Genomic DNA, 24,313 nt, shown 5'->3' with positions numbered 1-24,313 from the left:
CTCAGGCCGTCCGCTCGTAGAGGGTGACGACGCATGCGCCACCGAGCCCGAGATTGTGTTGGAGGGCCAGCCGTGCGCCCTCGACCTGGCGGCCGTCGGCCTGGCCGCGAAGTTGCCACACCAACTCGGCGCATTGCGCCAGCCCGGTGGCTCCTAGGGGGTGCCCCTTGGACAGCAGGCCGCCCGAAGGGTTGGTCACGACCTTCCCGCCGTAGGTGTTGTCGCCGTCCAGGATGAACTTCTCGGCGGTGCCCTCTGGGGTGAGGCCCAGTGCTTCGTAGCTGATGAGCTCGTTGGTGGTGAAGCAGTCGTGCAGCTCCACGACATCGATGTCCTCGGGATCCACGCCACTGTCGGCGTAGACGCGGTTCGCGGCGGCCTTGCTCATGTCGTAGCCGACGAGCTTCATCATGTCGCCGTCGTCGAAGGAGCTCGACGTGTCGGTGGTGAGCGCTTGGGCCCGGATGGCGACGGTGGCGCGCAGGCCGTTCCGCTGGGCGAACGCGGGGCTGCAGACGACGGCGGCTGCGGCCCCGCATGTGGGTGGGCAGCACTGTAGGCGGGTCAGCGGCCCGTAGATGTGCGGTGAGGCGAGGACCTCTTCCTCGCTGAGCGCCGTACGGAACACCGCGTTGGGATTGTGAGCGGCATGGCGGCGCGCCTTGACGGAGATCTTGGCGAAGGTCTCGGGGGCGGTGCCGTAGGCGTCGGCGTAGGCCTTGCCGGCTCCGCCGAAGTACTGCGCCGCGACCGGAGCCAGGTCGTCCGGCCCTTGGATCCGCGCCATCGTCGCCGACGCGCGTTCCAGCGGGCCAGGCCGATCGTTCCACGCGTTGGCGAGCGCTCCAGGCCGCATCTGCTCGAACCCCACGGCCAGCGCGCAGTCGATCGCCCCGCTCGCGACCGCTTGGCGGGCCAGCCACAGCGCAGAGGAGCCGGTGGAGCAGTTGTTGTTGACGTTGATGATGGGGATGCCGGTCTGGCCAAGGCGGTACAGCGCGGCCTGCCCGCAGGTCGAGTCGCCGTAGACGTATCCGGCATAGGCCTGCTGGATCTGCTCGTAGTCCAGGCCAGCGTCCGCCAGCGCCGCCCGTACGGCCCGTTCGGCCAGAACGTCGTAGCTGTCGCTGGCACTGGGTTTGGCGAAGGGGGTAATCCCGACGCCCGCGATCCGGACGACTTGGTCCATCAAGAACCTCCGTAGGGCTGAAGCACGGCTTGCTCTTGCCAACGTGAGGTTAATCCATATTTACTTACGCCACCAACACCGCACCACAACCGAATGTTTCAACTGCCAGATGCAACACTGGAACTTCACCTCGGGAGGGGCCGTGGCCCTGTCCTCACCGCTTGACCGGGTGGCGCTGCCACTTGTGGCGGCGCCGATGACGGATGTGTCGGGACCGGATCTGGTGACCGCGGCCTGCAGCGCCGGTGTGATCGGATCGTTCCCGACACACAATGCCCGCTCGGTCACCGAACTCGACCTCTGGCTCACCCAGATCACCGCCGGAATCCAGGACGAGGGGCCGGAGGCGGCTCCGTTCGCCGCCAACCTCGTCGTGCACCGATCGAACGAACGCCTTCAAGAGGACGTCGCCTGCCTCATCCGGCATGGAACACCGCTGGTCATCACGAGCGTGGGCTCCCCGGTTCCCGTGCTCGGACCACTGCATGAGGCCGGATGTCAGGTCTTCGCCGATGTCGCGAGCCTGCGCCATGTCGAGCGGGCGATCGAGGCGGGCGTCGATGGCCTGGTCCTGCTCACGGCCGGAGCAGGCGGACAGACGGGCTGGGCCAACCCGCTGTCGTTCGTACGAGCCGTCCGCGAATGCTTCGACGGACCACTCGTGCTCGCCGGGGGAGTGTCCGATGGCGCGGCACTGTGGGCAGCCCAGGTCCTGGGCGCCGACCTTGCCTACATGGGGACCAAGTTCATCGCGACCGCCGAGAGCCTCGCCGACGACGCCTTCCGCGCCGCCCTGGTCGAGTCCACGTTGGACGACGTCACGCTCTCGACGGCGCTGAGCGGACTGCCCGCGAACTTCCTCAACGGGTGGCTCGAATCCGCGCTCGAAGACGCCGCTGCCTCCGCCCCGGCCGGGTTCGCGCAGAGCCGTCTCCTCAGCCGGCGGAACGTGTGGAGCGCCGGCCACAGCGTCTCGGGGATCACGGAGGTCGTCACCGTCGACGAGCTCGTACACCGGACCCGCCGGGAGTACGAGCAGGCACGACAGGCGACCGCCACCGCACTGAAGGAATCGGCCATCTTCGCCGAACCAGGGAGGTAGACCCATGTGGGGAACGCTGCCAAGAATCTTTGACCGGGCCTGTTCGTACTACGCCGACAGGACCGCGCTGGTCGACGGCGAACGACGCCTGACCTACACCGAGATGCACGACTGGGCGAACCGGGTCGGCAACGCGCTCGTACGCCTCGAGGTCGGCAAAGGCGACCGTGTCGGGCTGCTGATGCCGAACTGCCTGGAGTTCATCCCCACGATGTGCGGGATCTGGAAGGCGGGCGCGGCGATCACCCAGATGCCCACCCGGGCCTCGGCCGAGGACTTCCACTACTACCTGGACGATGTCCAAGCCTCGACGCTCATCTACCACGAAGCCTTCGATGAGGCGGTCGCGCAGATCCGGGACCGGCTACCGGGACTCCAGCACGTCATCCGGCTCTCAGCCGGTGACCCCCTTCCCGGCGCGCTGGACTATGACGCAACGCTCCAGCGGGAGTCGGCGAGCACTCCGGCCATCGAACCGCACGTGGACGACCTGGCCTTCGTCGGATTCACCTCCGGTACGACAGGGGTGCCGAAGGGCGTACTGCAAACTCATGCGACCTGGTCGCACTATGCCGTGACGGCGGGACTGGAGATCGGCGACATCCGGCCGGGCGAGGTCTTCGCCCACGCCGCGCCCCTCACCCACTTCAGCCAGACCTTCGTGATGCCCACCTTCATGCGAGGAGGCACCAACGTCATCCTTCCGGGCTTCGACCTGGACCTGCTGCTGGACACCATCGAAGGCGAAGGCGTGACCGCCACCGCCGTCGTCCCCACGATCGTGTACATGCTGCTGGACCACCCACGCCGCGACAAGGTCGACCTGTCGACCCTCCGGACGGTCGTCTACGCCGGCTCTCCCATGGCTCCTGACGGCCTGCGCCGCGCGCTGGAGACCTTCGGGCCTATCTTCGTACAGACCTACGCCGGGACCGAGCCGGGCTACATGACCTGCCTGCGCAAAGAGGACCATCGCCTCGACTCACCCGAGTGGATCGAGCGCCTGGCCTCGGCCGGCCGGCCGATGTACCACGTCGACCTCACCATCCGCGATGCGGCGGGCCACGTCCTGCCGCCGGGGGAGCCGGGGGAGATCTGTGCCGCGCAGCCAGGGCAGATGGTCGGCTACGTCGACGCAAGCCGGGACGCCGAGACGATGCAGGACGGCTGGGTGCGCTCAGGCGACATCGGATATGTCGACGCAGCGGGATTCGTCTTCATCATCGACCGCCAGAAGGACATGATCGTCACCGGTGGCTTCAATGTCTTCCCGCGGCAGATCGAGGACCTGCTCATCACCCATCCGGCGGTCGCCCAGTGCGCGGTCATCGGTGTCCCCGACCCGCGATGGGGCGAAGCCGTCAAGGCGGTCGTCGTGACCAAGCCCGGGTCCGACGTTTCCGCAGAGGCGCTCATCGACGTGGTCAAGCAGCACAAGGGCAGCGTCTGGGCACCCAAGAGCATCGACTTCACGGACGTACTCCCCACCAACCCGTCCGGAAAGATCGACAAGAAGTCGCTCCGCGCACCGTACTGGGCCGGCCAGCGCCGCCAGGTCAACTAGACAGGCGCCGAGTCGCCCCGCGAGCCTGACGGCCACGCGGGGCGGGCACCGCTGCCATCGTCCTCACCAGAGTTCCGAGCACAGCGGAGCCCCATCCGCTGCCCCCCGCCGGAAGGACGACACGCGATGAAACCAACAGACCACCTAGTACGTAGGCGAGCTGTCCTCTTCTTGTACGGCGTTCTGGTCCTGTCCCTGGTCGCAGGAGCCGCACAGACGCTCTCCGGTGAGACACCGGCCAGAGCCAGCACCCAGGCCGAAGCCGCCCCAGCCGTCACCTGCCAGCAACTCGGCAAGCTCGATCTCAGCGGACTGCGGGACGCGCCCACCCAGATATTGAGCGTCACACCGGTGGCCGCGACCGCCCAGAAGCCCGCCTACTGCCAGGTCAAGGGCTACGTCTCTCCGCAGGTCCAGTTCGAGTTGCGGCTGCCGGCTCAGGGCTGGACCGGCCGCTATGTGCAACTCGGCTGCGGCGGCTTCTGCGGATTCGCCGCCCCCGACGACCCGAACCACTTCCTGCCCGGTGGATGCGCACCCCCCGACGATGGGCGCGTCGTCATCGGAGCCAGCAACGGCGGCCACATCGGCACCGATTCCCGAGACGGGTTGTGGGCCCATTCCGGACCGCAACTACGGATCGACATGGGCTACCGCTCCGAACACGTCACCGCGCTGGCGGCCAAGGCCGTCATCAAGGCGTACTACGGGCAACCCGCGCAGCACTCCTACTTCGCCGGATGCTCCAACGGCGGCCGGCAGGCCCTGATGGAGGCGCAGCGCTACCCCGACGACTTCGACGGCATCATCGCAGGCGCCCCCGGCAACAACCTCACCGCGCTGGCCGGCGAGTTCTTCCCCTGGATCGCCACCGTCAACACCGACCGCAGCGGCAAGCAGATCCTCGGCCCCGGCAAGCTCCCGCTCCTGCAGGAGAAGGTGATGGCCGCCTGCGACACCACCGACGGGCTCAAGGACGGGCTGATCGGCGATCCGCGCGACTGTTCTTTTGACCCCGGAGAACTGCGCTGCGCCGCTTCTGAGCAGCCGAACTGCTTCACCGCCGCGCAGGTAGACGTGGTCAGGAAGATCTACCAGGGACCGGTCGACGACAAGGGTCGGCGACTCTTCCCATCAGGCCTGCCCAAGGGAACCGAACCGGCATGGCTGGGCTATGTGATCGCACCTCCCGGCCAGACGGGTGGCCTCGAAGCCCTCGGACTGAACTACCTCAAGTACTTCGCATCCTGGAACAACCCACCGGCCTCGTTCACTCTCCAGGACCACCGCTTCGACCGGCGAACCTTCAACGAACTCCGACGCATGAGCGGAATCTACGACTCCACCGATCCCGACCTGACCCGCTTCCGCGACCGCGGTGGCAAGCTGATCATCTGGCACGGCTGGTCCGACCCCGCCATTCCGGCCCAGAGCAGCCTGGCCTACTACAACGCGGTCACCAAGCGGATGGGCGGAGAACAGGCCACCCAGCGCTTCGCGCGGATGTTCATGTTCCCGGGCGTCTACCACTGCCTCGGAGGCCACGGCCCCAACACCTTCGACCTCTTCACTCCGATGTACGACTGGGTTGAGAAGGACTCCGCGCCACAGAAGGTCATCGCCAGCAAGAAGAACGGCGACCAGACCGTCCGCACCCGTCCGTCCTACCCGTATCCGTTGCGCGCCAAGTACACCGGTAGCGGAAGCATTGATGACGCCGCGAACTTCACCGCTTCCATGCCCAGCAAGCGTCCAGACGACCGCTACCCCTGGGTCGGCGCACCGTTCCGCTCCGGCTACCAGCAGACCTGCCGCTGGGAAGGCACAACCCTCAAATGCACTCCGTCCCGTTCATCCTGAACCGATGAGCGTCATCCTGGGGAACTAGCAGATCATGTGCCGTGAGGGCGGCGGAACTCCCAGGTTCCGCCGCCCCCGCTGGACTAGCAGCCTGTCCTCCCTCGAAGAGGGGAGCTTGTAACTCGTGAGCGAATACCCCCGCCATCGAGGCCGCCGCCAGCCTCATCGCCGCCCTGCTCCTGACTCGTCTCCGCACACCGATCTGGCGGGCGGAGGCTTCTGGAGTGCTGAAGGAACTGTGCGCGGGATGGCGTGAGTTCACCGCACATCGGTGGGTGTGGGTGCTCACCCTTCAGTTCACCGCGGTCCTGGTCGCGGTCGCCTCGTTCAACGCCGTCATCGGCCCGCTCTACACCGAACACGGCCACGGCGGCTCCAAAGCCTGGGGCATCATCACCGCCACCGAAGCCGCCGGTGCCCTGCTCGGCGCCGTCATCGCCGCCCGCTGGCGCCCTGCACGTCCGGTCCTGGCCTGCGCGCTGCTGCCCGCCACCGCAGCGGTCCCGATGCTGCTGATGGGCGCAGGAACGCCCTGGCCGGTCCTGGCGGCGGCGATGCTGCTGCCCGGCATCTGCCAGACCATCTACGCCGTCCTGTGGTGGACCACCATCCAGCACACCTTCCCACCCCAGGTCCTGGCCCGCGTCAACAGCTGGACCGTCCTCGGAGCCTTCGCCCTCACCCCCGCCGCCGTCCTTACCGCGGGCCCTCTCGCCGGCATGCTGGGCCCCAAGCAAGCCGCAAGCATCGGCGGGTTGCTGGTCCTGATCGTGACGGTCGGGGTGCTGGCGGTTCGCAGCACACGGGCTGTGTCCGCGGAGCATTCTGTCCTTCGCGGACGTTCCTCTCAGGAGGACCGCGCGGCCCGTGCCAACCCATCCGTCTCGTTGGAGAAGCTGGAGAACAGCGCCCCCTGAACGGCTGGGGTGGTCACGGAGCGGCCGGTGTGCGGCGGTGGAGCGACGGCGCCGGGGTCAGGTGTAGAGGGCGCCGAGCAGTGCGCCTTGTCCCGACTGGAGTACGTGTCCGGCTTCCAGCGGAATCCAGAAGCACTCGAAGTCCGTGGGGTCTTGTTCTCCGTCGTGGAGTTCCTGGCTGGTCCAGCGTTCGGGGGTCGGTTGGGTGGTCTTCAGGTGGAAGACGTGGCGCCGCTGGATCTCGAAGCGGTAGGGGCTGATGTCGTAGGTGGTCTCGCCCAGCTTCTGAACGATCTCGAACTGGGGGAGGCCGGTCTCCTCGCGAGCTTCGCGGAGGGCGGCCTCTTCGGGCGTCTCGTTCTGCTTGATGCTGCCGGCCGGTATCTGGATGCCGACCTCTTCGTAGCTGCGGTCGATGTGCCGCAGGACCAGGAGCCGCCCGTCGCGGACGATGTAGCAAAGCACCTTGTCCTTGATGATCTTGTTGGTCATTCATCCCCTTTGCCGGCGACCGGCTTCCTGGAGTGCCCTCGCCGAGAAGCGCCGTAGCGCGCAAGCAGGCTCGGTTCGCCCTCTCGGGTGGTCATAGTGCCAGTCGGCGCATGGAGTTGCGTCGCGCTGACAATCAACCGGAGAAGGACCGGCGTCGCGGGAGAAACAGTGTTGGCCAGGTCACTGCGCCGACGATCGGGCGCCGTTCCGGGACGCCTATCGGGCGCGTCGTGTCTGGGTTGGGACCCGCGAGCGAACATGGAGCAACACGGGGGGACGAATGCCCCTATAAAGACTGCTGGGCATTCGCTGTGTTGCTGCGAATGCCCAGGTCAGACGGGGTGCGCCGTCAGGGACTTGAACCCCGAACCCGCGGATTAAGAGTCCGCTGCTCTGCCAATTGAGCTAACGGCGCCTGTCGGTGCGGGAGGGGGTGGTGGCCCCTCCTGGCGACATGAAGAAGGTTAGCAGGACCTGCGGACCTAGTGCGAATCGGTTAATCCCTGGCCGGGAGGACGCTCATGAGGCCGCGCCAGAGGGCGATGGCGGTGGCGCGGGAGGTGACGCCGAGCTTGGCGTAGATGCGGTTGACGTGGTTCTTGACGGTCTTCTCGCTGAGGAAGAGCTGGCGGGCGATCTCGCCGTTGGAGCGGCCGGTGGCGATGAGGTCCATGACCTCGGCCTCGCGGGCGGAGAGGCCGTGGGAGACGCGGCTGGCGTCGCGGACGTGGCGGAGGAGGTCGCAGGTGGTGAAGTCCGGGGGGAGGGGGCCGCAGGCGGTGTCGGGGACGGTGGTGGGATCGGAGGTGAGGACGAAGACGCGGGACGTGCGACTCAGGGGGGCGGAGTGGTGGGCGGTGGTGGTGCAGAGGAGGACGATGTCGGGACGCAGGCGTTCGGCGAGGAGGGGGGCGCCGGGGCCGTCGGATTCGGCGACGATGTCCAGTTGGGGGTCGGCAGCGAGGCGTGCGATGACGTCGGCGCGCGCGTGGGGGTCGGTGACCGCCACGAGGACGCGCAGGGGGGCCGTTTCGTCGACACTCATCCCGTCTCCGGTGGGGTGTCATTGTTCGTTGGGTTCGGAGCATAACCGGCCGATCATCAGGAGCCAATGAGGCGGCCGGCCAGTTCGGTCGCGTAGAAGTCGAAGAAGGCGTCGACGTCGGGTCCGGCGTTCATCAGGGCGAGGTGGTCGAAGCCCGCTTCGGTGAACGGGCGGGTGGACTCGGCGTGCTGGTCGGGGTCGGGGCCGCAGGAGATGTTCCGGCGGATGTCGTCCTGGGTGGCGGAGGCGGTGGCGGCCTCGAAGTTGATCGGGTTGGGGAGTTCGGCCATGACCTTCCAGCCCGGCAGGGAGAAGCGCATGAGGTTGTGGGCCGACTCGGCGGCGGTCTTCTCGTCTTTGGCGTACGCCAAGGGGACCTCGCAGTAGCGGGGGCCGGTGCCGCCGGTCTCTCCGTACTTCTGTACGACCGATGCGTCGGGGTCGGTGGCGAAGAGGCCGTCGCCGTGTTCGGCGGCGATGCGGGCGGAACGGTCGCCGGAGGCGGCCACGATGATGGGCGGGGGAGCGTCGGGGAGGTCGAAGACGCGGGCGTCGTCCAGGTCCAGGTGCTTGCCCTCGTACGAGTGGTAGCCGCCGGTCCACAGCAGGCGGATGATCTCCAGGGACTCGCGCAGCATCTCGTGCCGGACGGTGACCGAGGGCCAGCCGCCGCCGACGACGTGTTCGTTGAGGCGCTCGCCGGAGCCGATGCCGAGGATGAAGCGGCCGTCGGACAGGATCGCGGTGGTGGCGGCGGCCTGGGCGATGATCGCCGGGTGGTAGCGGACGAACGGGCAGGTCACGCCGGTGGCGAGTTCGATCTTCGAGGTCTGGGCGGCGATGGCGGCGAGCATCGACCAGGCGAAACCGCTGTGCCCGTGGCTGTAGAGCCAGGGGTGGTAGTGGTCGCTGATCTCGACGAAGTCGAAGCCGGCCGCCTCGGCACGCTGGGCCTGGCGGACGATCTCCTTGGGGTCGTACGCCTCGGCGAAGAGCTTGTAGCCGATCTTCATCGGGTTCCCCTCTGGTGACGGTGCGTGAGGGTCTGCCCGGGAGAGATCGTTCCATGCGAAAGGGCCCGGACGATCGTCCGGGCCCTGACATTCGGGGTGAGTGACGGGACTTGAACCCGCGGCATCCAGGACCACAACCTGGTGCTCTACCAACTGAGCTACACCCACCGTGGCCGGGATGTGATCCCGGCTTCAAGAAGTGTAGCGGTTCCCCGGGGGTGGTTGGTTACCGGTTTTCGGCCACCTTGGCGGCCACGGCGCGGGCCGTCTCGGAGTCGGGGCCGGGCTGGGGGACGAAGAGGGCGGCGCGGTAGTAGCGCAGTTCCTGGATGCTCTCGGTGATGTCGGCCAGGGCGCGGTGGCCGCCCTTCTTCTCCGGGCTGGCGAAGTAGACCCGCGGGTACCAGCGGCGGGCCAGTTCCTTGATGCTGGAGACGTCCACCATGCGGTAGTGCAGGTGGGAGTCCAGTGCGGGCATGTCGCGGGCCAGGAACGAGCGGTCCGTGGCGATCGAGTTGCCGCACAGGGGGGCCTTCTTGGCGTCCTTGACGTGTGTGCGGATGTACTTGAGGACGGTCTCCTCGGCCTCGGCGAGGGTGATGCCGCCGGCGAGGACGTCCAGGAGGCCGGAGGTGGTGTGCATGTCCCGGACGATGCCGGTCATCTGGGTCAGCGACTCCTCCGGCGGCTTGATCACCAGATCGATGCCCGCGTCGAGGATGTTGAGCTCGCTGTCGGTCACCAGCGCCGCTATCTCGATCAGCGCGTCGTTGCGCAGGTCGAGTCCCGTCATTTCGCAGTCGATCCAGACCAGCCGCTCGTTCATGGGTCAACCCTACGACCATGTGCGTGCGGGCGGGTCATCCAGCTTCCAGGTGCGGCGGGACGGGGATGCCCGGGCGCAGGCGCGGGTCCGGTACGGGGGTTCCGAAGGTCTGCTGTACGGGGAGGACGCCGGCCCATACGTCCAGGGCGTAGTCCTCGTCGTCGTCGTTCGGGGGGCCCTGCCTGACCTTCACGGAGGCTTCCTCTAGGGACAGGCCCAGTACGGTCGTGGCCGCCAGTTCCTTCTGGGTGGGGAGACGGGCGGTGCTCCATTGGCCGGGGGCGAGCCGTTCGGTGATGGCCTCGAGTCCTGCCAGCTTCTCTTCGCCGGCGAGAGGCTGCGGGATTCCGTAGATGACGGCGCTCCGGTAGTTGACCGAGTGGTGGAACACCGAACGGGCGATCACGATGCCGTCGAAGTGCGTGACGGTGACGCAGATCTCCTGGCCGGAGCCCGCGAGGAGGCTACTGGCCCCGCTGGAGCCGTGCAGGTAGAGGGTGTCGCCGGAACGCCCGTACCCGGTGGGGATGACCATCGGCGAGCCGTCGACGACGACGCCGAGGTGGCAGATCCGGCCGGCGTCCAGGACCTCGTAGAGCGCGGAACGGTCCGTTCGGGCGCGGTCCTTGGAACGGCCGAGGCGGGTCCGGGGGGTCGAGGATAGGGGCGTGCTGTTCATGGGTTCTACGCTAGGGAGCAAGTGGCCTGGTCTGTAGAGCCACTCGGCGTCAATAAGCGGAGACCACTTGCGCGCGTCCTTCGATTTCCCGTTCACGGTCGTCCGGCATGGCGAGCCGATGTCCGAGCAGCTCGCCGGGCAGTTGCGTGCCGCGATGCGGGAGGGACGGCTCGTGGCGGGGGAGCGGCTGCCCTCCAGCCGGACGCTGGCCGTGTCCCTCGGGGTCAGCCGTACGGTCGTGACGGAGGCGTTCGAGCAGCTGTACGCGGAGGGCTGGCTGGAGGGCCGGCACGGTTCGGGGACCTACGTCACGGACATCGTTCCCTCGCCGGACACGGGTGGCGCCGGCGGCACCGTCAAGCCGCACACGGACGTCGAGCCAGGGGTGATCGACCTGCGGCCTGGCGTTCCGTTCATCGGGCGCCTGGACACGCCCGCGTGGCGCCGTGCGTGGCGGCTGGCCGCGACGGTGCCTCCGGCCATGCGTCCCGACCCTCGCGGGCTTCCCGGGCTGCGTGAGCAACTGTCGGACTATGTACGGCGTAGCCGCGGTGTGGTCTGCCCTACGGAAAGGCTCCTCGTCACAAGAGGAGCGACGAACGGGCTCGATCTGCTGGCCGCGACCGTCCTGCGCCATGGGGATCGGGTGGGCGTTGAAGAACCGGGCTACGGCAAGGCACGGTCGGTTCTGGAGGCGCGTGGTCTGGAACTGGTGCCGTGCCCAGTGGACGAGCACGGGCTCATCGTGGACGGGCTCCCCGACGACCTACGGCTCGTCTATACGACGCCGTCCCACCAGTACCCGCTCGGAGGCGTACTGCCCGTACCGCGCCGGCAGGCTCTGCTCTCTTGGGCGAGGCGTGCCGGTGCGCTGATCGCCGAGGACGACTACGACGGGGAGTTCCGGTACGACGTCGCGCCGTTGCCCGCTCTGTACGGTCTCGATCCGGACGTCGTGGTCTATCTCGGCACCACCTCGAAGATCCTGACCGCGGACGTGGGCGTCGGCTGGCTGGTGGCCCGTCCGGACCTGGTGGAGGCCATCGCGGCACGCAGAGAGACGCTCAACGACCGTACGGCCGTCGTCCCACAGGAGGCCCTACGCATCATGCTCGAGCGCGGGGATCTGGACCGGTACATACGGCGCATGCGCGGTGAGTATGCCCGGCGCCGCGCGACGGTGGCCCAGGCTCTCGACGGGCTCCCTTTGCTAGGGGACACGGCCGGGCTGCACCTTGTGGTCGAGGTGCCGGGCCCGGTGACCGAACGCGCCGTACGGGTGGCCGCGCAGCGCGGAGTGCTGCTGGACACCCTCGAACGGCATCACACCGGTACGCCGCGCGTCTCGGGGCTGGTGATCGGTTACGGCGCGGCGGAGAGCTTGGGGGCACTCAGGAGCGCATGCGAGCTGGTTCGGGAAACGGTTGGGCGGGCTGGGGCGGCGTAGGCGGGGCGGACGTCGCCAAGGGAGACGGTCGCTTGGTGCCGTTGCTGAGGGAGTCGGCTGTCGCCGCCCCCACAGGCTCGGCCGTACGGGGTAGCGGAACGGGGACGGGGATCCTGGTGCCGCCGTTGGGGTTGGCTCCCACGACGACCGCGGCGGCCGGTTCCTCGGCGGGCAGCGGGAGCGGGTCCGGGGGTACGGAATGAGGCGTGTCCCGCGGAGAGTCCGGGCCGGAGGGGTCCTGAGCCGCGATCGGGCGAGGCTTCTCCTCCACTGGGGCGGGACCCTGTGCCGGTACGGGATCGGGGCCCGGCGCAGGATTCCGTGCGGCGGGGTTCTGCGCGGGGACGGTGCCCTGGGCGGGGATCGGACGCTGCCTCGGGATCGCGGTGACCGGGGTGGCGGGACCGGTGATCCGCCGGATGTCGATGCCGCCGGGATCGAGCCGGTACGGGCCGGGGACCTGCGAGGCGCCGAAGTGGCCGCCGCGCGCCCAGTCGCGGCGGGTGCGGCCGGAGTTGTACGACTGCGGAGGGGGCAGCGGCGGGCCGGCGGGCCAGCGCCGGCCGATGCCCCAGGCGTCCAGCCACGCCATGATCACCTCCAGCCCGGCCAGCAGCGTGCCGGTGAACGGATCGCGGGCATGGCCCACCACCATCACCTGGACGCACGCGCGGCCCTCGTGCCGGACGGGCTCGCCGAGCACCCCGCCCGCGCGGGTGATCGGGATCAGCTGGACGATCTCGCCGGAGCACGGGTTCCAAACCAGGTGTGCCGGGGTCTCCTCCCGGACGAGATCGGCGGCCACGGAGCGGGCCGAGAAGACGCGGGGGTCGGATTCGCTGCTGAACCAGACGACACGGGGAGCACCTCCCCGCAACGCTCCACCGTCCCGTCTTACCGGCATGCGGCCGACTCCCGGCAGCCATGCGTCTGCCACGGTGTGTCCCCCCCAATCGGGCGGTCTGGCCCCGAATGGCGTCAGTTCCTCGTTCGTAGCCCAGCCGAACCGATAAGTCCAGCCTGCCGTCGTGGGCTGTGGCGACGGCTCCCTGGGGTCTCGTCCAGGTGGGACTCATTCTGATCTACGGTCGCCGCTGATGCGTACCCTCCGGGCATGCTGAATCACCCTGAGGACACCCGTTTACCCCCGAGCCGCCCGAGTCTCCGATCGGCGCGCGTCCGGTTATGCCAGGTGAGCGGGCATTTCACCCGATAGGGCGGAAAGCGAAATACGGCCAGTTGTGGCCGTTTCGTCACGCTCTGCCAGCGAGAACGGCGCCCTTTCCCGTTCGGGACGGTGGCCGTATCCGCGGATTGCGGCCTACCGGAACGCCCGCCGGGGGCGGTGACGGGCACGGGCGGCGGGCGGTCCCGGACGGTACCCCGGCGGCAAGGAGGGGGTGGGGTTCACACGGCTGACCGAGTCACGTTCTAATAATGGGTCATGACCGTTGACGCTGAACTTCCGGCCGGGGTCCCCGGCATCGACGTCCCCCGCCTGGCGGACTGGCTGGCCCGCGCGCTGCCCGGATCGGGCCGGATCACCGCGATCGACGTGATCTCCGGTGGCCGCTCCAACCTGACGTACGGGCTCACGCTCGACGGCGGGCGCCGCATCGTGCTGCGCCGCCCGCCGCTCGGCCACGTGCTGCCCACCGCCCACGACATGAGCCGCGAGTACCGCGTGCTGTCCGCGCTCGGGAAGGGCAGCGACGTCCCGGTGCCCACCACCCTGGCCTTCTGCGACGACGAGAAGGTCATCGGCGCGCACTTCTACCTGATGGACTTCGTTGACGGCCGCGTGCTGCGGACCAGGGAGGACGCCGCCGAGATCACCCCCGAGCAGGCGCGCGGGCTCAGCGAGCGACTGGCCGAGGCGCTCGCCGCGATCCATCTGGTCGACGTCGAGGCGACAGGGCTGGGCGACTTCGGGCGTCCCAGCGGCTACATGACCCGCCAGCTCAAGCGCTGGGGCAAGCAGTGGGACAGCTCGCAGGAGGCGATCCGCGCCACCGGCACCGAACGGGACCTGCCCGAGTACGACCGCCTCACCGCCCGGCTGGCCGAGCGCCTCCCCGCCGAAGGCCGTACCGGCCTCGTGCACGGCGACTTCCGGCTCGACAACGCCCTCGCCCGGGTGGAGCCGCGACCCGAGATCGCGGCCGTCGTCGACTGGGAGATGTCGACGCTCGGCGACCCGCTGTCCGACCTCGGGCTCACCCTCGTCTACTGGGCCGAGGACACCGACGGCGAGCAGTTGCCGGTCGGCGCCACGATCACCGCCGCCCCCGGCTTCCACACCCGCCGCGAGTTCGCCGAGCGGTACGCGGAGCTGACCGGCTTCGACGTGGCCGACCTCGACTTCTACTTCGCGTTCGCGTGCTTCAAGCTCGCCGTGATCCTGGAGGGCATCCACGCCCGCTACCTGCAGAAGGCCACGGTCGGCGAGGGCTTCGACAACATCGGCGGCGGCGTCCCGATCCTGCTGGACCGGGCCCACCGCACGCTCGACGCCGGCTCCCTCTGGTAACTCCCCGCGACCCCGCCTCGGCCCCGTTCAGGACTGAGGCGGGGAACACGGTCAGCAGGACGCGACGGAGACGCGGTCAGCCGTACGAGACGGAAGCGCGGTCAGCCGTACGCCACGGGAGCGCGGTCAGCAGTAGCCGACGGACGCCGAGCCGCCCGGCGAGAACGAGACCGAGCCCTCCTGGTTGATGAGCCAGCAGCCGCCGTCCCGGCTGGCCCTGACCCGAGTCGATTCGCCCGAGTCCAGGCGGCCTCCGCCCCGCGCACTGATGCCGTCGGACGTTCCGGTGACCCGCCAGCTGACCGGCCCGCCCACCGCGGTGATCCGGATCGTGCAGGACTCGTCCCGTTCCATGTCGCAGCCCTGCACCGAGAGGTTGCCGGGCCGGGGTGGCCGGGGCCGTTCCGGGGCGGGCGCGGTCGTCGGTGGCTTCGTCGTCGGCGTCTTGGACGGCGACGGGGTCTTGGACGGCGACTTGGAAGCCGAGGGCGACGGCGACCGGGTCGGTGAGTCGCTGACCGTGGGCGGCGCCTGCGTGCCGCTGCCGGACGGGTCGCCGGCCGCGTTCGGGCTCTCCGGGCCGACGATCGCGCTGCTCTTGTCGCCCGATCCGCCGCCGCCGATGACGGTCATCGCCACCGCCGCGATGGCCACGGCCGCCACGGCGCCGCCCACGGCGACCAGCACGCCGCCCTTGCGCTGCTTGGGCGCGCCCCGGTCGCGGGTACGCGGGGAGCCCGGCTGGTACGGGACGGGCCAGCCGCGCGCGGTGAACGGCTCGGCGTACGCCGCGATGGCGTGCCGGTTGTCCGCGCGGTCGGCGGCGGTCGCGGCGGTCAGGACGTCCAGCCGCAGATCGTTCGGGATGGCCGCGATGGGCAGGACCGCCAGCAGCCGGTCGGCGGGCAGCGGCGGTGTCTCGCGCTCGCCGCAGGCCGGGCAGCTCGGCACGTGCCGGATCAGGGACCGGGCCGCCTGCGGTGACAGCGGCCAGGACTCGGTCAGCGCGGAGACGCTGGGGCAGTCCTCCCAGTGGTTCTGCGCGATCAGCGCCGCGTGCAGCGAGATGGCGAGATCCTCGTCGGTCTCGGCCAGCAGCTGGACGGCCTCGTCCGGCGGGATGCCGAACAGCCCGGCGAGGTCGACGGCGTCCAGCTCGTGCCGGGCCGACAGGTCGATGGCCTCGCGCTGGCGGCCGCTGAGCGCCGCGAGCGCGCTGACCGTCAGCGCCCGCCGCTCATCGCGCCGGACGAGTTGCTCCTCGCTGAGATCGCCGTCCTCGGCCTCGGGAGCCTCCTGGCCGGTGTGCCGGTTGGGGCTGTCCCGCCGGCGCATGGACTCCTTGCGGGCGAGCGCGTACAGCCACCCGCGAAGCCGCTCGGGCTCGCGCAGGTTGTCGACGTGCTCGCGCGCCATGATGAGCGTGTTGCGCAGCGCCCCCGCCGCCTCCACGCGGTCGCGCAGCAGACCGTGGCAGTAGTCATAGAGGAATGGAGCGTAGGTGTCGTAGACCTCGCTGAGCGCGATGACGTCGCCTGCACGCAACGCATCCGCCAGCCGAGGATCATCGAACTGACCGGGACCGGGCCCAGCGGACACGGAGTCCTCCCCAAATCGTGATCGTGACGATGCCCCCTCAGAGGGCCCGACGCGCGTCAGGCCGCTCCAGTGGCCAGATACTGCCACCAAAAATCGGGGTTCGCTGAGCCTTGTGGGATTCGTGTGACCGGTGCGGTACGGGGCGTGGTCGTATAACGGCACGTCATTACGGGTTTTGGCGGTCGAAACTTAAAGAAGGGGAGGAATGTCACATTGAGGGCGTGGACCGTTCCATGAAGCCGGGACCTGATCAGGCCAAGGAGGTCCTGGACAGGGTTCTGGACGGGTCCTGGACGCGAAGAGCGTCAGTCGTCCGGGCCGGACTCCGGGCACGTCCAGCTCACGGATGCCGTGCCACCCGGAGAGAAGCTGACGCCGCCGCTGCCGCTCGAGCCGCATGCGGGAGCGGTCACGCTCACCCCGGTCGAGGCACCGGAGGCGAGTCGACCGCCACTGGGCGAGACGCTGAGGCCACCGCCGGCACTGGCCGTCCAGGTCACCGGACCGCCCCTGGCGCTGATGGAGATCGTGCAGTCCGAGCCCGCGGCGATGGTGCCGCAAGGGTTGCTGACCGTCAGGGTGCCGCGTGCGGGGCGCAGGGTGGTCTTCGGGGGCTTGGGGGTACGGGACGCGCGGGTGCGGGACGGCGTCGGCGTCGGGGACGTGGTGGAGGGCGTCGGGGTCGGCGTCGTGAGGGTGGGGCTGGGCGTCGGGGAGTCGCTCGGATCGGCGGACTCGCCGACCGGCTCGGACGCATCGGGCGCGGCGGTGGTGTTGCGCGGCCCCTGAGCGCCCGTCTTGTCGCCGGAACCGGGCACCACCATGAACGCGCCCAGGGCGAGCAGGAGCACGGCCGCCGCCGCGGCGACGGCAGGCCACAGGCGGGGCGATCGCGGACGGCGGCGTTCGCCCTCGTCGTCGGCGACGCCACCGGCGGCTGCTCCGTGGCGTTCGGCGGGCATGGGCCAGCCCCAGGTGTCGAACGGCTCCGCGCCCTGGGCGATCGCCTGCATGTCGCCCATGTACGCCGGGTCGGTGGCGGTGGCGAGGATGTGGCCGCGCAGGTCGGCGGGCATCAGCGCGACCGGGAGCGCCTGCAGGAGCCCGGCCGTGGAGACGGTGCGGTGGCGGCGCTCGGTGCAGATCGCGCAGGTCTCGATGTGCCGGAGCAGCCGGCGGGTGACGGCCGGGGGAAGCGGTGCGTCGCCCTCCTCGGCCAGCTCCGCGACGTGCGGGCACTCCTGGCGTCCGGTACGGGCGATGATGACGGCCGCGAGCGTGCCGTCCAGGCGGCGGCGGGCCTCACCGGCCAGGTCGGTGGCCGCCTGGGCGTCGATGCCGAGCACACCGGCGATCTCCGGGGCGTCCAGGCCGTGCCGCAGCAGCAGGTCGAGGGTCTCGCGCTCGCGGCCGCGCAGCCCCGACAGGGCGCTGTGCACCAGCCGCCGGGTCTCCAGCCGCCGCTCCCGCTCGCCGGCGCCCAGGAACATGTCCTCGACCTCGGGCGCCTCGACGCGCTCGGTGGGGCGGCCGGGGTCGCGCAGCCGGCGCAGGCACTCGTTGCGGACCAGGGCGTACAGCCAGCCGCGGAACCGGTCCTGCTCGCGCAGCCGTCCCGCGTGGATGTAGGCGGCCAGTACGGCGTCGTGCAGGGCACCGGCCGCCTGCTCCTGGTCGCGCAGCAGAGCGTGACAGTAGTCGTACAGGCGTGCTGCGTAACGGTCGAGGAGCTGGATGAGGGCTTCGGTGTCGTCGCCCGCGGTCAGGGACCGGGCCAGGCGCTCGTCGTCCGCACGGTCGGGACTGGGCCAACCAGAACTGGACCAACCGGACACAAGGTCCTCCTGCGGGGCTGAGACAGCGGCCGTTCACCGGCCGATGTGAGCGAGAATCCCGGACGGTTCCGAGGGATCCGCTGGTTCGTCGTGCCCTGCCCCTGATCGGGGACTGCCCCGGCATGGATCACCGGAGGTGAGATCGGAGGCCCGACGGCCCCGCTCCCCGTCGGGCCTCCACAAGAAAAGACGATCGACCCCCGCGTCCGGTTGACACGGGATGACCAAGAATTCTCCGAGATTTCCCGGCCGCCGGCCCTGGCCGGATACGACCAGGTCAGGGCCGGTGCCATCGGCCGGGAAATCGTCGGACCCGGCTACTCGGCGATCCGTCGGGACAGCATCTGCAGGAAGATCTTGGAGATCTCCTGCGGGGTCATCGCGACCGCCGTGCCGCCGCCGGTCACCTTGGCGATCTGCTCCAGCTCGTTGCGGTCGACGCCGTTGCCGAAGCCGATCATGTTGATCTGGATCGGCTTGTTCGGGTCCTTCATCGACTTGAGCTGGGTCAGCGTCTGCTTGAGCGTCCGCCCGTTGGCGTCGTCGTTCTTGCCGTCGGTGAGCAGCAGGATCGAGTTGACGAACTCGGGCTTGTAGGTCTCGTTCATCATCTTGTACGCGGCCAGGACGCTGTCGTAGAGCCCGGTGTCGCCGTCCATCTTGGGCTTCATCCGCTGCAGGGTCGACAGCACCAGGTTGCGGCGCGTGATCGAGCCGACCCGCTCGCCGAGCGGACCGATCGACACGGCCTCCTTCCAGTCCCGCTTGCCCTGCATGTTCGTGGAGAACTGCCACTGGCCGAGTTCGGTGTCGTTCGACATCATGCTCAGCCCGCCCTGCGACACCTGGGCGATCGCCTGCAGCCGGTTGGTGTTCGGCCCCACCGATTCGGCCATCGAACCCGACACGTCGATCAGCGTCAGGATGCGCAGGCCGAGCGACAGCTTGGCCCAGGACTGCATGACCTGCTCGACCTGGGCGGCCTTCGGCGCGGGCAGCTGCCGCGGCCGCGAGGCGCTCACGCCGAGCTTCGCGCCGAACCCGTCCGGGGCCTTGCCGTCGGCGGAACGGAAGCCCTGGGACCGCACGTCGCTGCGCGTGGCCTCGGTGCTCATCGCCTTCTCGAACAGCGTGGCGGCCTGCTGCTTGGTGTCGTCGGTGGTGGTGATGTTCACCGGGTAGTCCATCGAGAGCGTGCCCTCGATCGGGTACAGCGCCACCGCCGGCTCGGCCGGTCCGGTCTTGTTGTAGGCCCACACGGCCTGCTCGGACGACAGCGAGATCGGCTGCTTGCCGGTACGGCCCTTGCGGAACAGTTCGAACTGGGCCTCGACCGTCGGGACCGTGCTCTCCCGTACGGTACGGACGATCCCGGTGAAGATCGACTCGCGGTTGGGGTCGTTGGTAAGCAGCGTGCTGGTGACCATCAGCGCGCCCATCCCGGAGCCGTTGCGGGCCGGGTCGGGCACCAGCAGCCGTACCGTTCCCGGCGAGATCATCTGGTTCTTGGTCACGCCGCCGCCCGCGGTGCCGCCGGCGGCCTTGAGCAGGTTGTCCCAGGACGGCGTCGCGGTGACCCCCGCGCCCTTGAGCTGACCGGCCAGGGTCTGCGGCAGGCCGACGACGACGGGGCTGCTGGCGACCGAGGTCCGGGTGGCCTGGACGGCCTCCTTGCCCTTCTCCGAACTGGTCACCAGGGACGTCCACATGGAGGTGTCCGGGATCCACACGTCCGGGCGCTGGTTGCCGCCCGTGGCCACACCCTGGCCGGACAGCAGCGTCGCCACCGACGCGGGCTCGGTCTTGGTGATGGTGGCCTTGACGCACTTGCCGTCGGCCTCGGTCTTGGCGTCGTTGAAGCGCGTCGCCGCCTTGACGACCGCGGGGTGGATGTCGGGGGCGACCGCGACGTTCAGGCTGACCGAGTCGTCGCCGCTGCAGCCGCCGCCCGTTCCGGCGAACGCGTACACGCCGACGCCCAGCAGCAGCGCCAGGCCAACGGCGCCGGCCATCGGGCCGATGAGGGCGCTCGCGCTGCGCCGCTTCTTGCGCCGGGTGTTGTATCCGCCGGTTCCGTAGTCGCCCGAACCGCCGCCGCCACCGTAGGGGCCGGATCCGCCCGGCCCGCCAGGTCCGCCCGGTCCACCGGGGCCGCCCGGTCCGCCGGGCCCGCCGCCGTAAGCGCCCGAGCCACCTGCTCCATAAGAACCGGACCCGCCACTGTAGGGACCGACAGGACCGCCGTCGGAACTACGGATCGAGTCGTACTTTCCGTACCCGGAGCCTGGGCTCGAAGCGGCGCCGTACCTGCCGGGTGGTGTGGAGCCTGGGGTCTCCGATGGCGTAGGCGCGCCCAAGGGAGTGGAACCCGTGCCATAGCCGCCCGTAGAACGTCCCAAACCGTAGCCGCCCGCGTCAGAGGCGCCGGTGAACCCACCCGCGCCGTAGGCCGCCTCTTCGGGCGGTGGCGGCGACGCCGATCCCTGCGGTCGCGGGACGAGCCATTCGGGCGCGCCCGAAGCGCCGCCCGCCGCCGGGCCGCCGCCCGGCTCGTTCAGTTGGCCCGGTTCGCCCTGGGGAGGCATCTGGCCGGGCGCATGCTGCGCGCCCGTGCCGCCAGGACCTCCCGGCATGCCGGATGGGGACGGTGGACCCTCGCCCTGCCGCGCGCCGAACCAGTCGGAGGAGCCGTCGTTGGCCGGCCCGAACACGGGCCGCGAAGGGTCGTGCCCATCGTCACCCGGCGACCCCTCCGGGATGTCATTGCGATGACGACCGCTCACGACTGCCCTCGTTTCACCAGAAACCCACGATGTTCCCCGGCACTGTAGTAGTACGAACGGAAGGTTACAAAGAGCTCATTTCGGATAATGCTGCAGGTCATCCGCTTGCGACTGTAGGATCCGCCAGCCGTGGCGTGCCTTGTCACTGTCCGCGATCGGGGCGATACGGGACGGCGCGGCAACTCGCCACCCCTGCCGATCGTCTGTAGGGCAGGGGGATCGGGGGCGACGAGGGGATGCCGTGAGCGACGCCAATACACCCGCAGAGGGGCCGTTGACTAGGCCGGAGACGGGGCCGTACCGTCCGGACGCCGAGTTGAGGCGGACCGGCGGATGGAGATCGTTTCTGGCCTGGACGGGCGTCGCGAGTTGGGGTATCTGGGCCGTCATGCGGCTCGCCGGCGGCGATCGGATCCCCGGTTTCGGGGCGCTCGGGGCACCGCTGCTCGCGATGACCCCGTTCGTCGTCGCGACCGTACCGGTCCCGGTGGTCGCCGCACTGCTGCTGCGCCGCTGGACGGCCGCCGCCGCGGCGGGGGTGGTCGCGGTGACGTCGCTGGTCACCGTGGTTCCGCGGACGATCGGCGAAGATCAGCCGGCGGCGCGGGGCCCGGCCGTACGGGTCCTGTCGGCCAATCTCTACTTCGGCGAGGCCGATGCCGCCGCGCTGGCCGATCTGGTGCAGCGCTCCCGCGCGGACGTGCTCAGCCTGCAGGAACTTCCGCAAGAAGCTGTACAGAGGTACGAACGGGCCGGTTTGTCCCGACTTCTACCCCACAAAGTCGTCGATGCACGGCCCGGCGCGGCCGGATCCGGCCTTTACTCGCGCTACCCGCTGCGTGAGTTGCCGTCTCCAGGGGGTATGCGGATGGCCACCCCGCAGGCCGAGCTCACCCTCCCCGGGGGCCGGCGCGTACAGGTGACGGCCGTCCACCCCGTACCGCCGATCTCGTCCGCCGCGTACGCCGCCTGGCAGCACGACATCGCCGCGCTGCCCGCCGCCCGAGCCGCCGAAGGCACGGGCGCCGGGGGCACGGCCGCCGGGGGTGCGGCCCCCGGGCAGGGCGGCGGGGCGGGTGCGCGGCCGATCCGGATCCTGGCCGGCGACTTCAACGCCACCCTCGACCACGCCACCCTCCGGCACCTGATCGGCCGCGGCTACGCCGACGCCGCCGACCGTACCGGCGCCGGACTCACCCCGACCTGGGGAACCAGCGGCTCGGGCCCGCCCCTGACCCTCGACCACGTCCTGGTCGACCGGCGCTGCGCCGTCGGGGAGTTCGAGGTCCACGACCTCCAGGGCACCGACCACCGGGCCGTGTTCGCCGAGGTCCGCCTGCCCTGATCGCGCTCCGCCCCGGCCTCGCCGCCGACCGGGGCACTCCGCCCGGTGGGCAGAATTGGGGGATGGCCACCCTGGTTCCCGTCTCCGACCCCGGCGATCCGCGCCTCGCCGACTACGTGCGGCTGCGCGAGATGAACCTGCGCAAGAGCCTGGAGGCCGAGCACGGGCTGTTCATCGCCGAGGGCGAGAAGGTGATCCGGCGCGCGGTCGCGACCGGCTACCCCGCGCGCTCCTTCCTGATGGCCCGGCGCTGGGTGGAACCGCTGTCCGACCTGCTCGACACCGTCGACGCGCCGCTGTACGTCGCCGACGACGCCACCGTGGAGGCGGTCGCCGGATTCCAGGTCCACCGCGGCGCCCTGGCCTCCATGAGAAGGCTCCCCGTCCCGTCCGTACGCGAGACCGTCGCCGGAACGCGCCGCATCCTCGTGCTGGAAGACCTCGTCGACCATGCGAACGTCGGCTCCATCTTCCGCTGCGCCGCCGCGCTGGGAATCGACGCGGTGATCCTGTCGCCGCGCTGCGCCGACCCGCTCTACCGGCGGTCGATCAAGGTGTCCATGGGCGCGGTCTTCGCGATCCCGTACGCCCGGATGACCGACTGGCGCGCCGGCCTCGGCTCGCTCCGTACCGACGACGGCTTCACCCTGCTGGCCCTGACCCCGGACCAGTCGGCCGTACCGCTGGACAAGGCCCCGCTCGGCGAACGCGTCGCGCTCATGCTCGGCGCCGAAGGCGACGGGCTCTCCTCCCGCTGGCTCGGCGAGGCCGACGAGGCGGTCTGCATCCCGATGAGCGGCCGCGCCATGGCCAACGGCGTCGACTCCCTGAACGTCGTCGCCGCCGCTGCCATCGCCTGCCACGGCCTGATGCGCGGGTTTTAAAGACCCGGCCCACGGTGCTCGCCTGGCGGCTCGCACCGTGACCGGTTCTTGTGCGAGCGCGGCATCGCTTCGCGATCTGCCCGCGTGAGGCTCGCCTCCGGCATCGCCTCTCGCGGCCAGGTAACGCGCTCGCGCGGTGGCTGAGGCCACTTTGAGACAGGCCCTAGCCGCCGGTTCTCACGGGCCCGGTTCTACTTGCCGAACACGCCGCGGCGCGGGCGGCGGTGCTCGCCCTTGGGACGGCCCGTACGCGCGATCGCCCGCGCCGTCCCCGGCACCGGACGGCGGCGCCCCAGCTTGAGTTGGGTGATCAGCAGCGAGAACGCGACCAGCAGCGCCGCCAGCCAGGCGATCTGCGTGCTGGCCATCCGCTCGAAGGTCAGATCCTGCGCGACCGGAGCCTTGTTGTTACGCAGCCTGCTCTCCGGACTCGGCGACATCTGCGGGGCGACCGAGGGAGCGGGCGGAGCGATCGGCGGCAGCGCCACCTGCGGACTCTGCACGGTGTTCGGGGTGTTGAACGCCCCGTTCGGCGCCGGCGGCGTGTAGGTGCTCCCGGACGACCCGCTCCCCGAAGACCCCGAACCGGACCCCGAGTTGTCGTCCTTGCCGTCGTCCTTCTCCTTGTCCGGCGCCTTGGTCTTCGTCGGCGTAGGAGTCGGTGAGGGCTTCGGCGGCTTGGTGGGCGTCGGGGACGGGCTCGGCGTGACCTTCAGCGGCGCGTAGGTGATCTCAACCTGCTGAGGAAGGGATTCGAGTTTGTCGCCGTTCGCGTCTGTGCCTGTAGCGGAGATGTCCAATACGACGACGGTCGACTTTTTGATGGTCTTGGGGACCGTGACCTTCGCTTCGCTCGACTTGCTCTCATTCGCGGAGATGCTTTCGAGGCCGCATCCCGGCACGCAACCTTCGGGCGTCGCTTCGATGCCCTCGCTCGAATGGGTGGTCACCTTGATGGACACCTGCACGCCCGAAGCCGCCTTGTCCACGGCCTTGACGGTCGCCGGAATGGTCACCGTCTCTCCGGCGTCGGGAGCCTTGTCATCCACGGTGACGGTGAGTTCCAGGGCAGGCTTGATGTCCTCTGCTTGGACGTGGACGGTGCCTGCGGCGAGGATGGCCGCCGTACTCAGAGCGAGGAAGACCGGTTTGCCTGCCGATCGGGAGAGCACAGCCCCAGCACCTCCGTTGCGCCGTTCGCGT

General features: G+C 69.8%; 19 protein-coding genes and 2 tRNA genes. 8 read left to right on the top strand and 13 right to left on the bottom strand.

The window, feature by feature from the left end; all coding sequences use genetic code 11:
• Position 1: 1 nt before the first annotated feature.
• A complete protein-coding gene (locus ACH34Q_RS12655) occupies positions 2-1,189 on the bottom strand; it encodes a lipid-transfer protein (protein WP_395983042.1) in 1,188 nt (395 codons plus the stop codon).
• A 109-nt stretch (positions 1,190-1,298) separates the two neighbouring features.
• On the opposite strand from ACH34Q_RS12655, the gene ACH34Q_RS12650 reads away from it, so the two are divergent.
• The 4 genes from ACH34Q_RS12650 (at position 1,299) to ACH34Q_RS12635 (ending at position 6,632) form a co-directional block, all read left to right on the top strand.
• Positions 1,299-2,291 (top strand): NAD(P)H-dependent flavin oxidoreductase, encoded by a 993-nt coding sequence (locus tag ACH34Q_RS12650; RefSeq protein ID WP_395983041.1) that lies wholly within the window; start codon positions 1,299-1,301, stop codon positions 2,289-2,291.
• A gap of 4 nt (positions 2,292-2,295) precedes the next feature.
• Positions 2,296-3,855 (top strand): AMP-binding protein, encoded by a 1,560-nt coding sequence (locus ACH34Q_RS12645; RefSeq protein WP_395983040.1) that lies wholly within the window; start codon positions 2,296-2,298, stop codon positions 3,853-3,855.
• Positions 3,856-4,026: 171 nt separating this feature from the next.
• Positions 4,027-5,715, top strand: a complete 1,689-nt coding sequence (locus tag ACH34Q_RS12640) for a tannase/feruloyl esterase family alpha/beta hydrolase (RefSeq protein WP_395983039.1) — start codon at positions 4,027-4,029, stop codon at positions 5,713-5,715.
• A 143-nt stretch (positions 5,716-5,858) separates the two neighbouring features.
• Complete coding sequence (locus ACH34Q_RS12635; RefSeq protein WP_395983074.1) at positions 5,859-6,632, top strand: MFS transporter; 774 nt, start codon at positions 5,859-5,861, stop codon at positions 6,630-6,632.
• Between the two features lie 57 nt (positions 6,633-6,689).
• Here the strand turns inward: ACH34Q_RS12635 and ACH34Q_RS12630 are convergent, their stop codons facing one another.
• From ACH34Q_RS12630 to ACH34Q_RS12600, 7 genes are all read right to left on the bottom strand, one after another.
• On the bottom strand, positions 6,690-7,124 hold the full coding sequence (locus tag ACH34Q_RS12630; protein WP_395983038.1) for an NUDIX domain-containing protein: 435 nt from the start codon (positions 7,122-7,124) through the stop codon (positions 6,690-6,692).
• Positions 7,125-7,466: 342 nt separating this feature from the next.
• Positions 7,467-7,539 (bottom strand) — tRNA-Lys (locus tag ACH34Q_RS12625).
• A gap of 81 nt (positions 7,540-7,620) precedes the next feature.
• Complete coding sequence (locus ACH34Q_RS12620; RefSeq protein WP_395983037.1) at positions 7,621-8,169, bottom strand: response regulator transcription factor; 549 nt, start codon at positions 8,167-8,169, stop codon at positions 7,621-7,623.
• Between the two features lie 56 nt (positions 8,170-8,225).
• Positions 8,226-9,182 carry a TIGR03557 family F420-dependent LLM class oxidoreductase gene (locus ACH34Q_RS12615; RefSeq protein WP_395983036.1) on the bottom strand — a complete coding sequence of 319 codons (957 nt, stop codon included), beginning with the start codon at positions 9,180-9,182 and terminating at the stop codon, positions 8,226-8,228.
• 95 nt (positions 9,183-9,277) lie between these two features.
• Positions 9,278-9,350, bottom strand: a tRNA-His gene (locus ACH34Q_RS12610).
• A gap of 58 nt (positions 9,351-9,408) precedes the next feature.
• Positions 9,409-10,008, bottom strand: coding sequence for an oligoribonuclease (gene orn, locus ACH34Q_RS12605; RefSeq protein WP_395983035.1), 600 nt, complete (start codon positions 10,006-10,008; stop codon positions 9,409-9,411).
• A gap of 34 nt (positions 10,009-10,042) precedes the next feature.
• Positions 10,043-10,687, bottom strand: a complete 645-nt coding sequence (locus tag ACH34Q_RS12600; protein ID WP_395983034.1) for a pyridoxamine 5'-phosphate oxidase family protein — start codon at positions 10,685-10,687, stop codon at positions 10,043-10,045.
• Positions 10,688-10,754: 67 nt separating this feature from the next.
• Between ACH34Q_RS12600 and ACH34Q_RS12595 the strand changes: the two genes are divergently transcribed.
• Complete coding sequence (locus tag ACH34Q_RS12595; protein ID WP_395983033.1) at positions 10,755-12,134, top strand: PLP-dependent aminotransferase family protein; 1,380 nt, start codon at positions 10,755-10,757, stop codon at positions 12,132-12,134.
• Here the strand turns inward: ACH34Q_RS12595 and ACH34Q_RS12590 are convergent.
• Positions 12,079-13,038, bottom strand: coding sequence for a hypothetical protein (locus ACH34Q_RS12590; RefSeq protein ID WP_395983032.1), 960 nt, complete (start codon positions 13,036-13,038; stop codon positions 12,079-12,081). The genes ACH34Q_RS12595 and ACH34Q_RS12590 overlap by 56 nt on opposite strands.
• A gap of 540 nt (positions 13,039-13,578) precedes the next feature.
• On the opposite strand from ACH34Q_RS12590, the gene ACH34Q_RS12585 reads away from it, so the two are divergent.
• The gene (locus tag ACH34Q_RS12585; RefSeq protein WP_395983031.1) at positions 13,579-14,664 is read left to right on the top strand and encodes a phosphotransferase family protein; all 1,086 of its coding nucleotides are present in this window, start codon (positions 13,579-13,581) and stop codon (positions 14,662-14,664) included.
• A gap of 126 nt (positions 14,665-14,790) precedes the next feature.
• Here ACH34Q_RS12585 and ACH34Q_RS12580 read toward each other — a convergent pair whose 3' ends face one another.
• From ACH34Q_RS12580 to ACH34Q_RS12570, 3 genes are all read right to left on the bottom strand, one after another.
• Positions 14,791-16,263 (bottom strand): RNA polymerase sigma factor, encoded by a 1,473-nt coding sequence (locus ACH34Q_RS12580; protein ID WP_395983030.1) that lies wholly within the window; start codon positions 16,261-16,263, stop codon positions 14,791-14,793.
• A gap of 305 nt (positions 16,264-16,568) precedes the next feature.
• Positions 16,569-18,098 carry a sigma-70 family RNA polymerase sigma factor gene (locus ACH34Q_RS12575; RefSeq protein WP_395983029.1) on the bottom strand — a complete coding sequence of 510 codons (1,530 nt, stop codon included), beginning with the start codon at positions 18,096-18,098 and terminating at the stop codon, positions 16,569-16,571.
• Between the two features lie 317 nt (positions 18,099-18,415).
• Positions 18,416-20,110: a substrate-binding domain-containing protein gene (locus ACH34Q_RS12570; RefSeq protein WP_395983028.1), complete on the bottom strand. Its 1,695-nt coding sequence runs from the start codon at positions 20,108-20,110 to the stop codon at positions 18,416-18,418.
• A 1,159-nt stretch (positions 20,111-21,269) separates the two neighbouring features.
• Here ACH34Q_RS12570 and ACH34Q_RS12565 point away from each other — a divergent pair.
• Together ACH34Q_RS12565 and ACH34Q_RS12560 are read left to right on the top strand one after the other, a co-directional pair.
• Entirely contained in the window at positions 21,270-22,226 is a 957-nt protein-coding gene (locus tag ACH34Q_RS12565; RefSeq protein WP_395983027.1) for an endonuclease/exonuclease/phosphatase family protein, read from the top strand.
• A gap of 62 nt (positions 22,227-22,288) precedes the next feature.
• Positions 22,289-23,110, top strand: coding sequence for a TrmH family RNA methyltransferase (locus ACH34Q_RS12560; protein WP_395983026.1), 822 nt, complete (start codon positions 22,289-22,291; stop codon positions 23,108-23,110).
• 191 nt (positions 23,111-23,301) lie between these two features.
• Here ACH34Q_RS12560 and ACH34Q_RS12555 read toward each other — a convergent pair whose 3' ends face one another.
• Entirely contained in the window at positions 23,302-24,282 is a 981-nt protein-coding gene (locus ACH34Q_RS12555; RefSeq protein WP_395983025.1) for a hypothetical protein, read from the bottom strand.
• Between the last annotated feature and the right edge of the window lie 31 nt (positions 24,283-24,313).

The organism is Actinomadura sp. 9N407 (assembly GCF_044326315.1).
GTDB lineage: Bacteria > Actinomycetota > Actinomycetes > Streptosporangiales > Streptosporangiaceae > Spirillospora.
The sequence above is the reverse complement of the archived record's forward strand: the minus strand, read 5'-3'. Positions and strand labels throughout refer to the sequence as shown.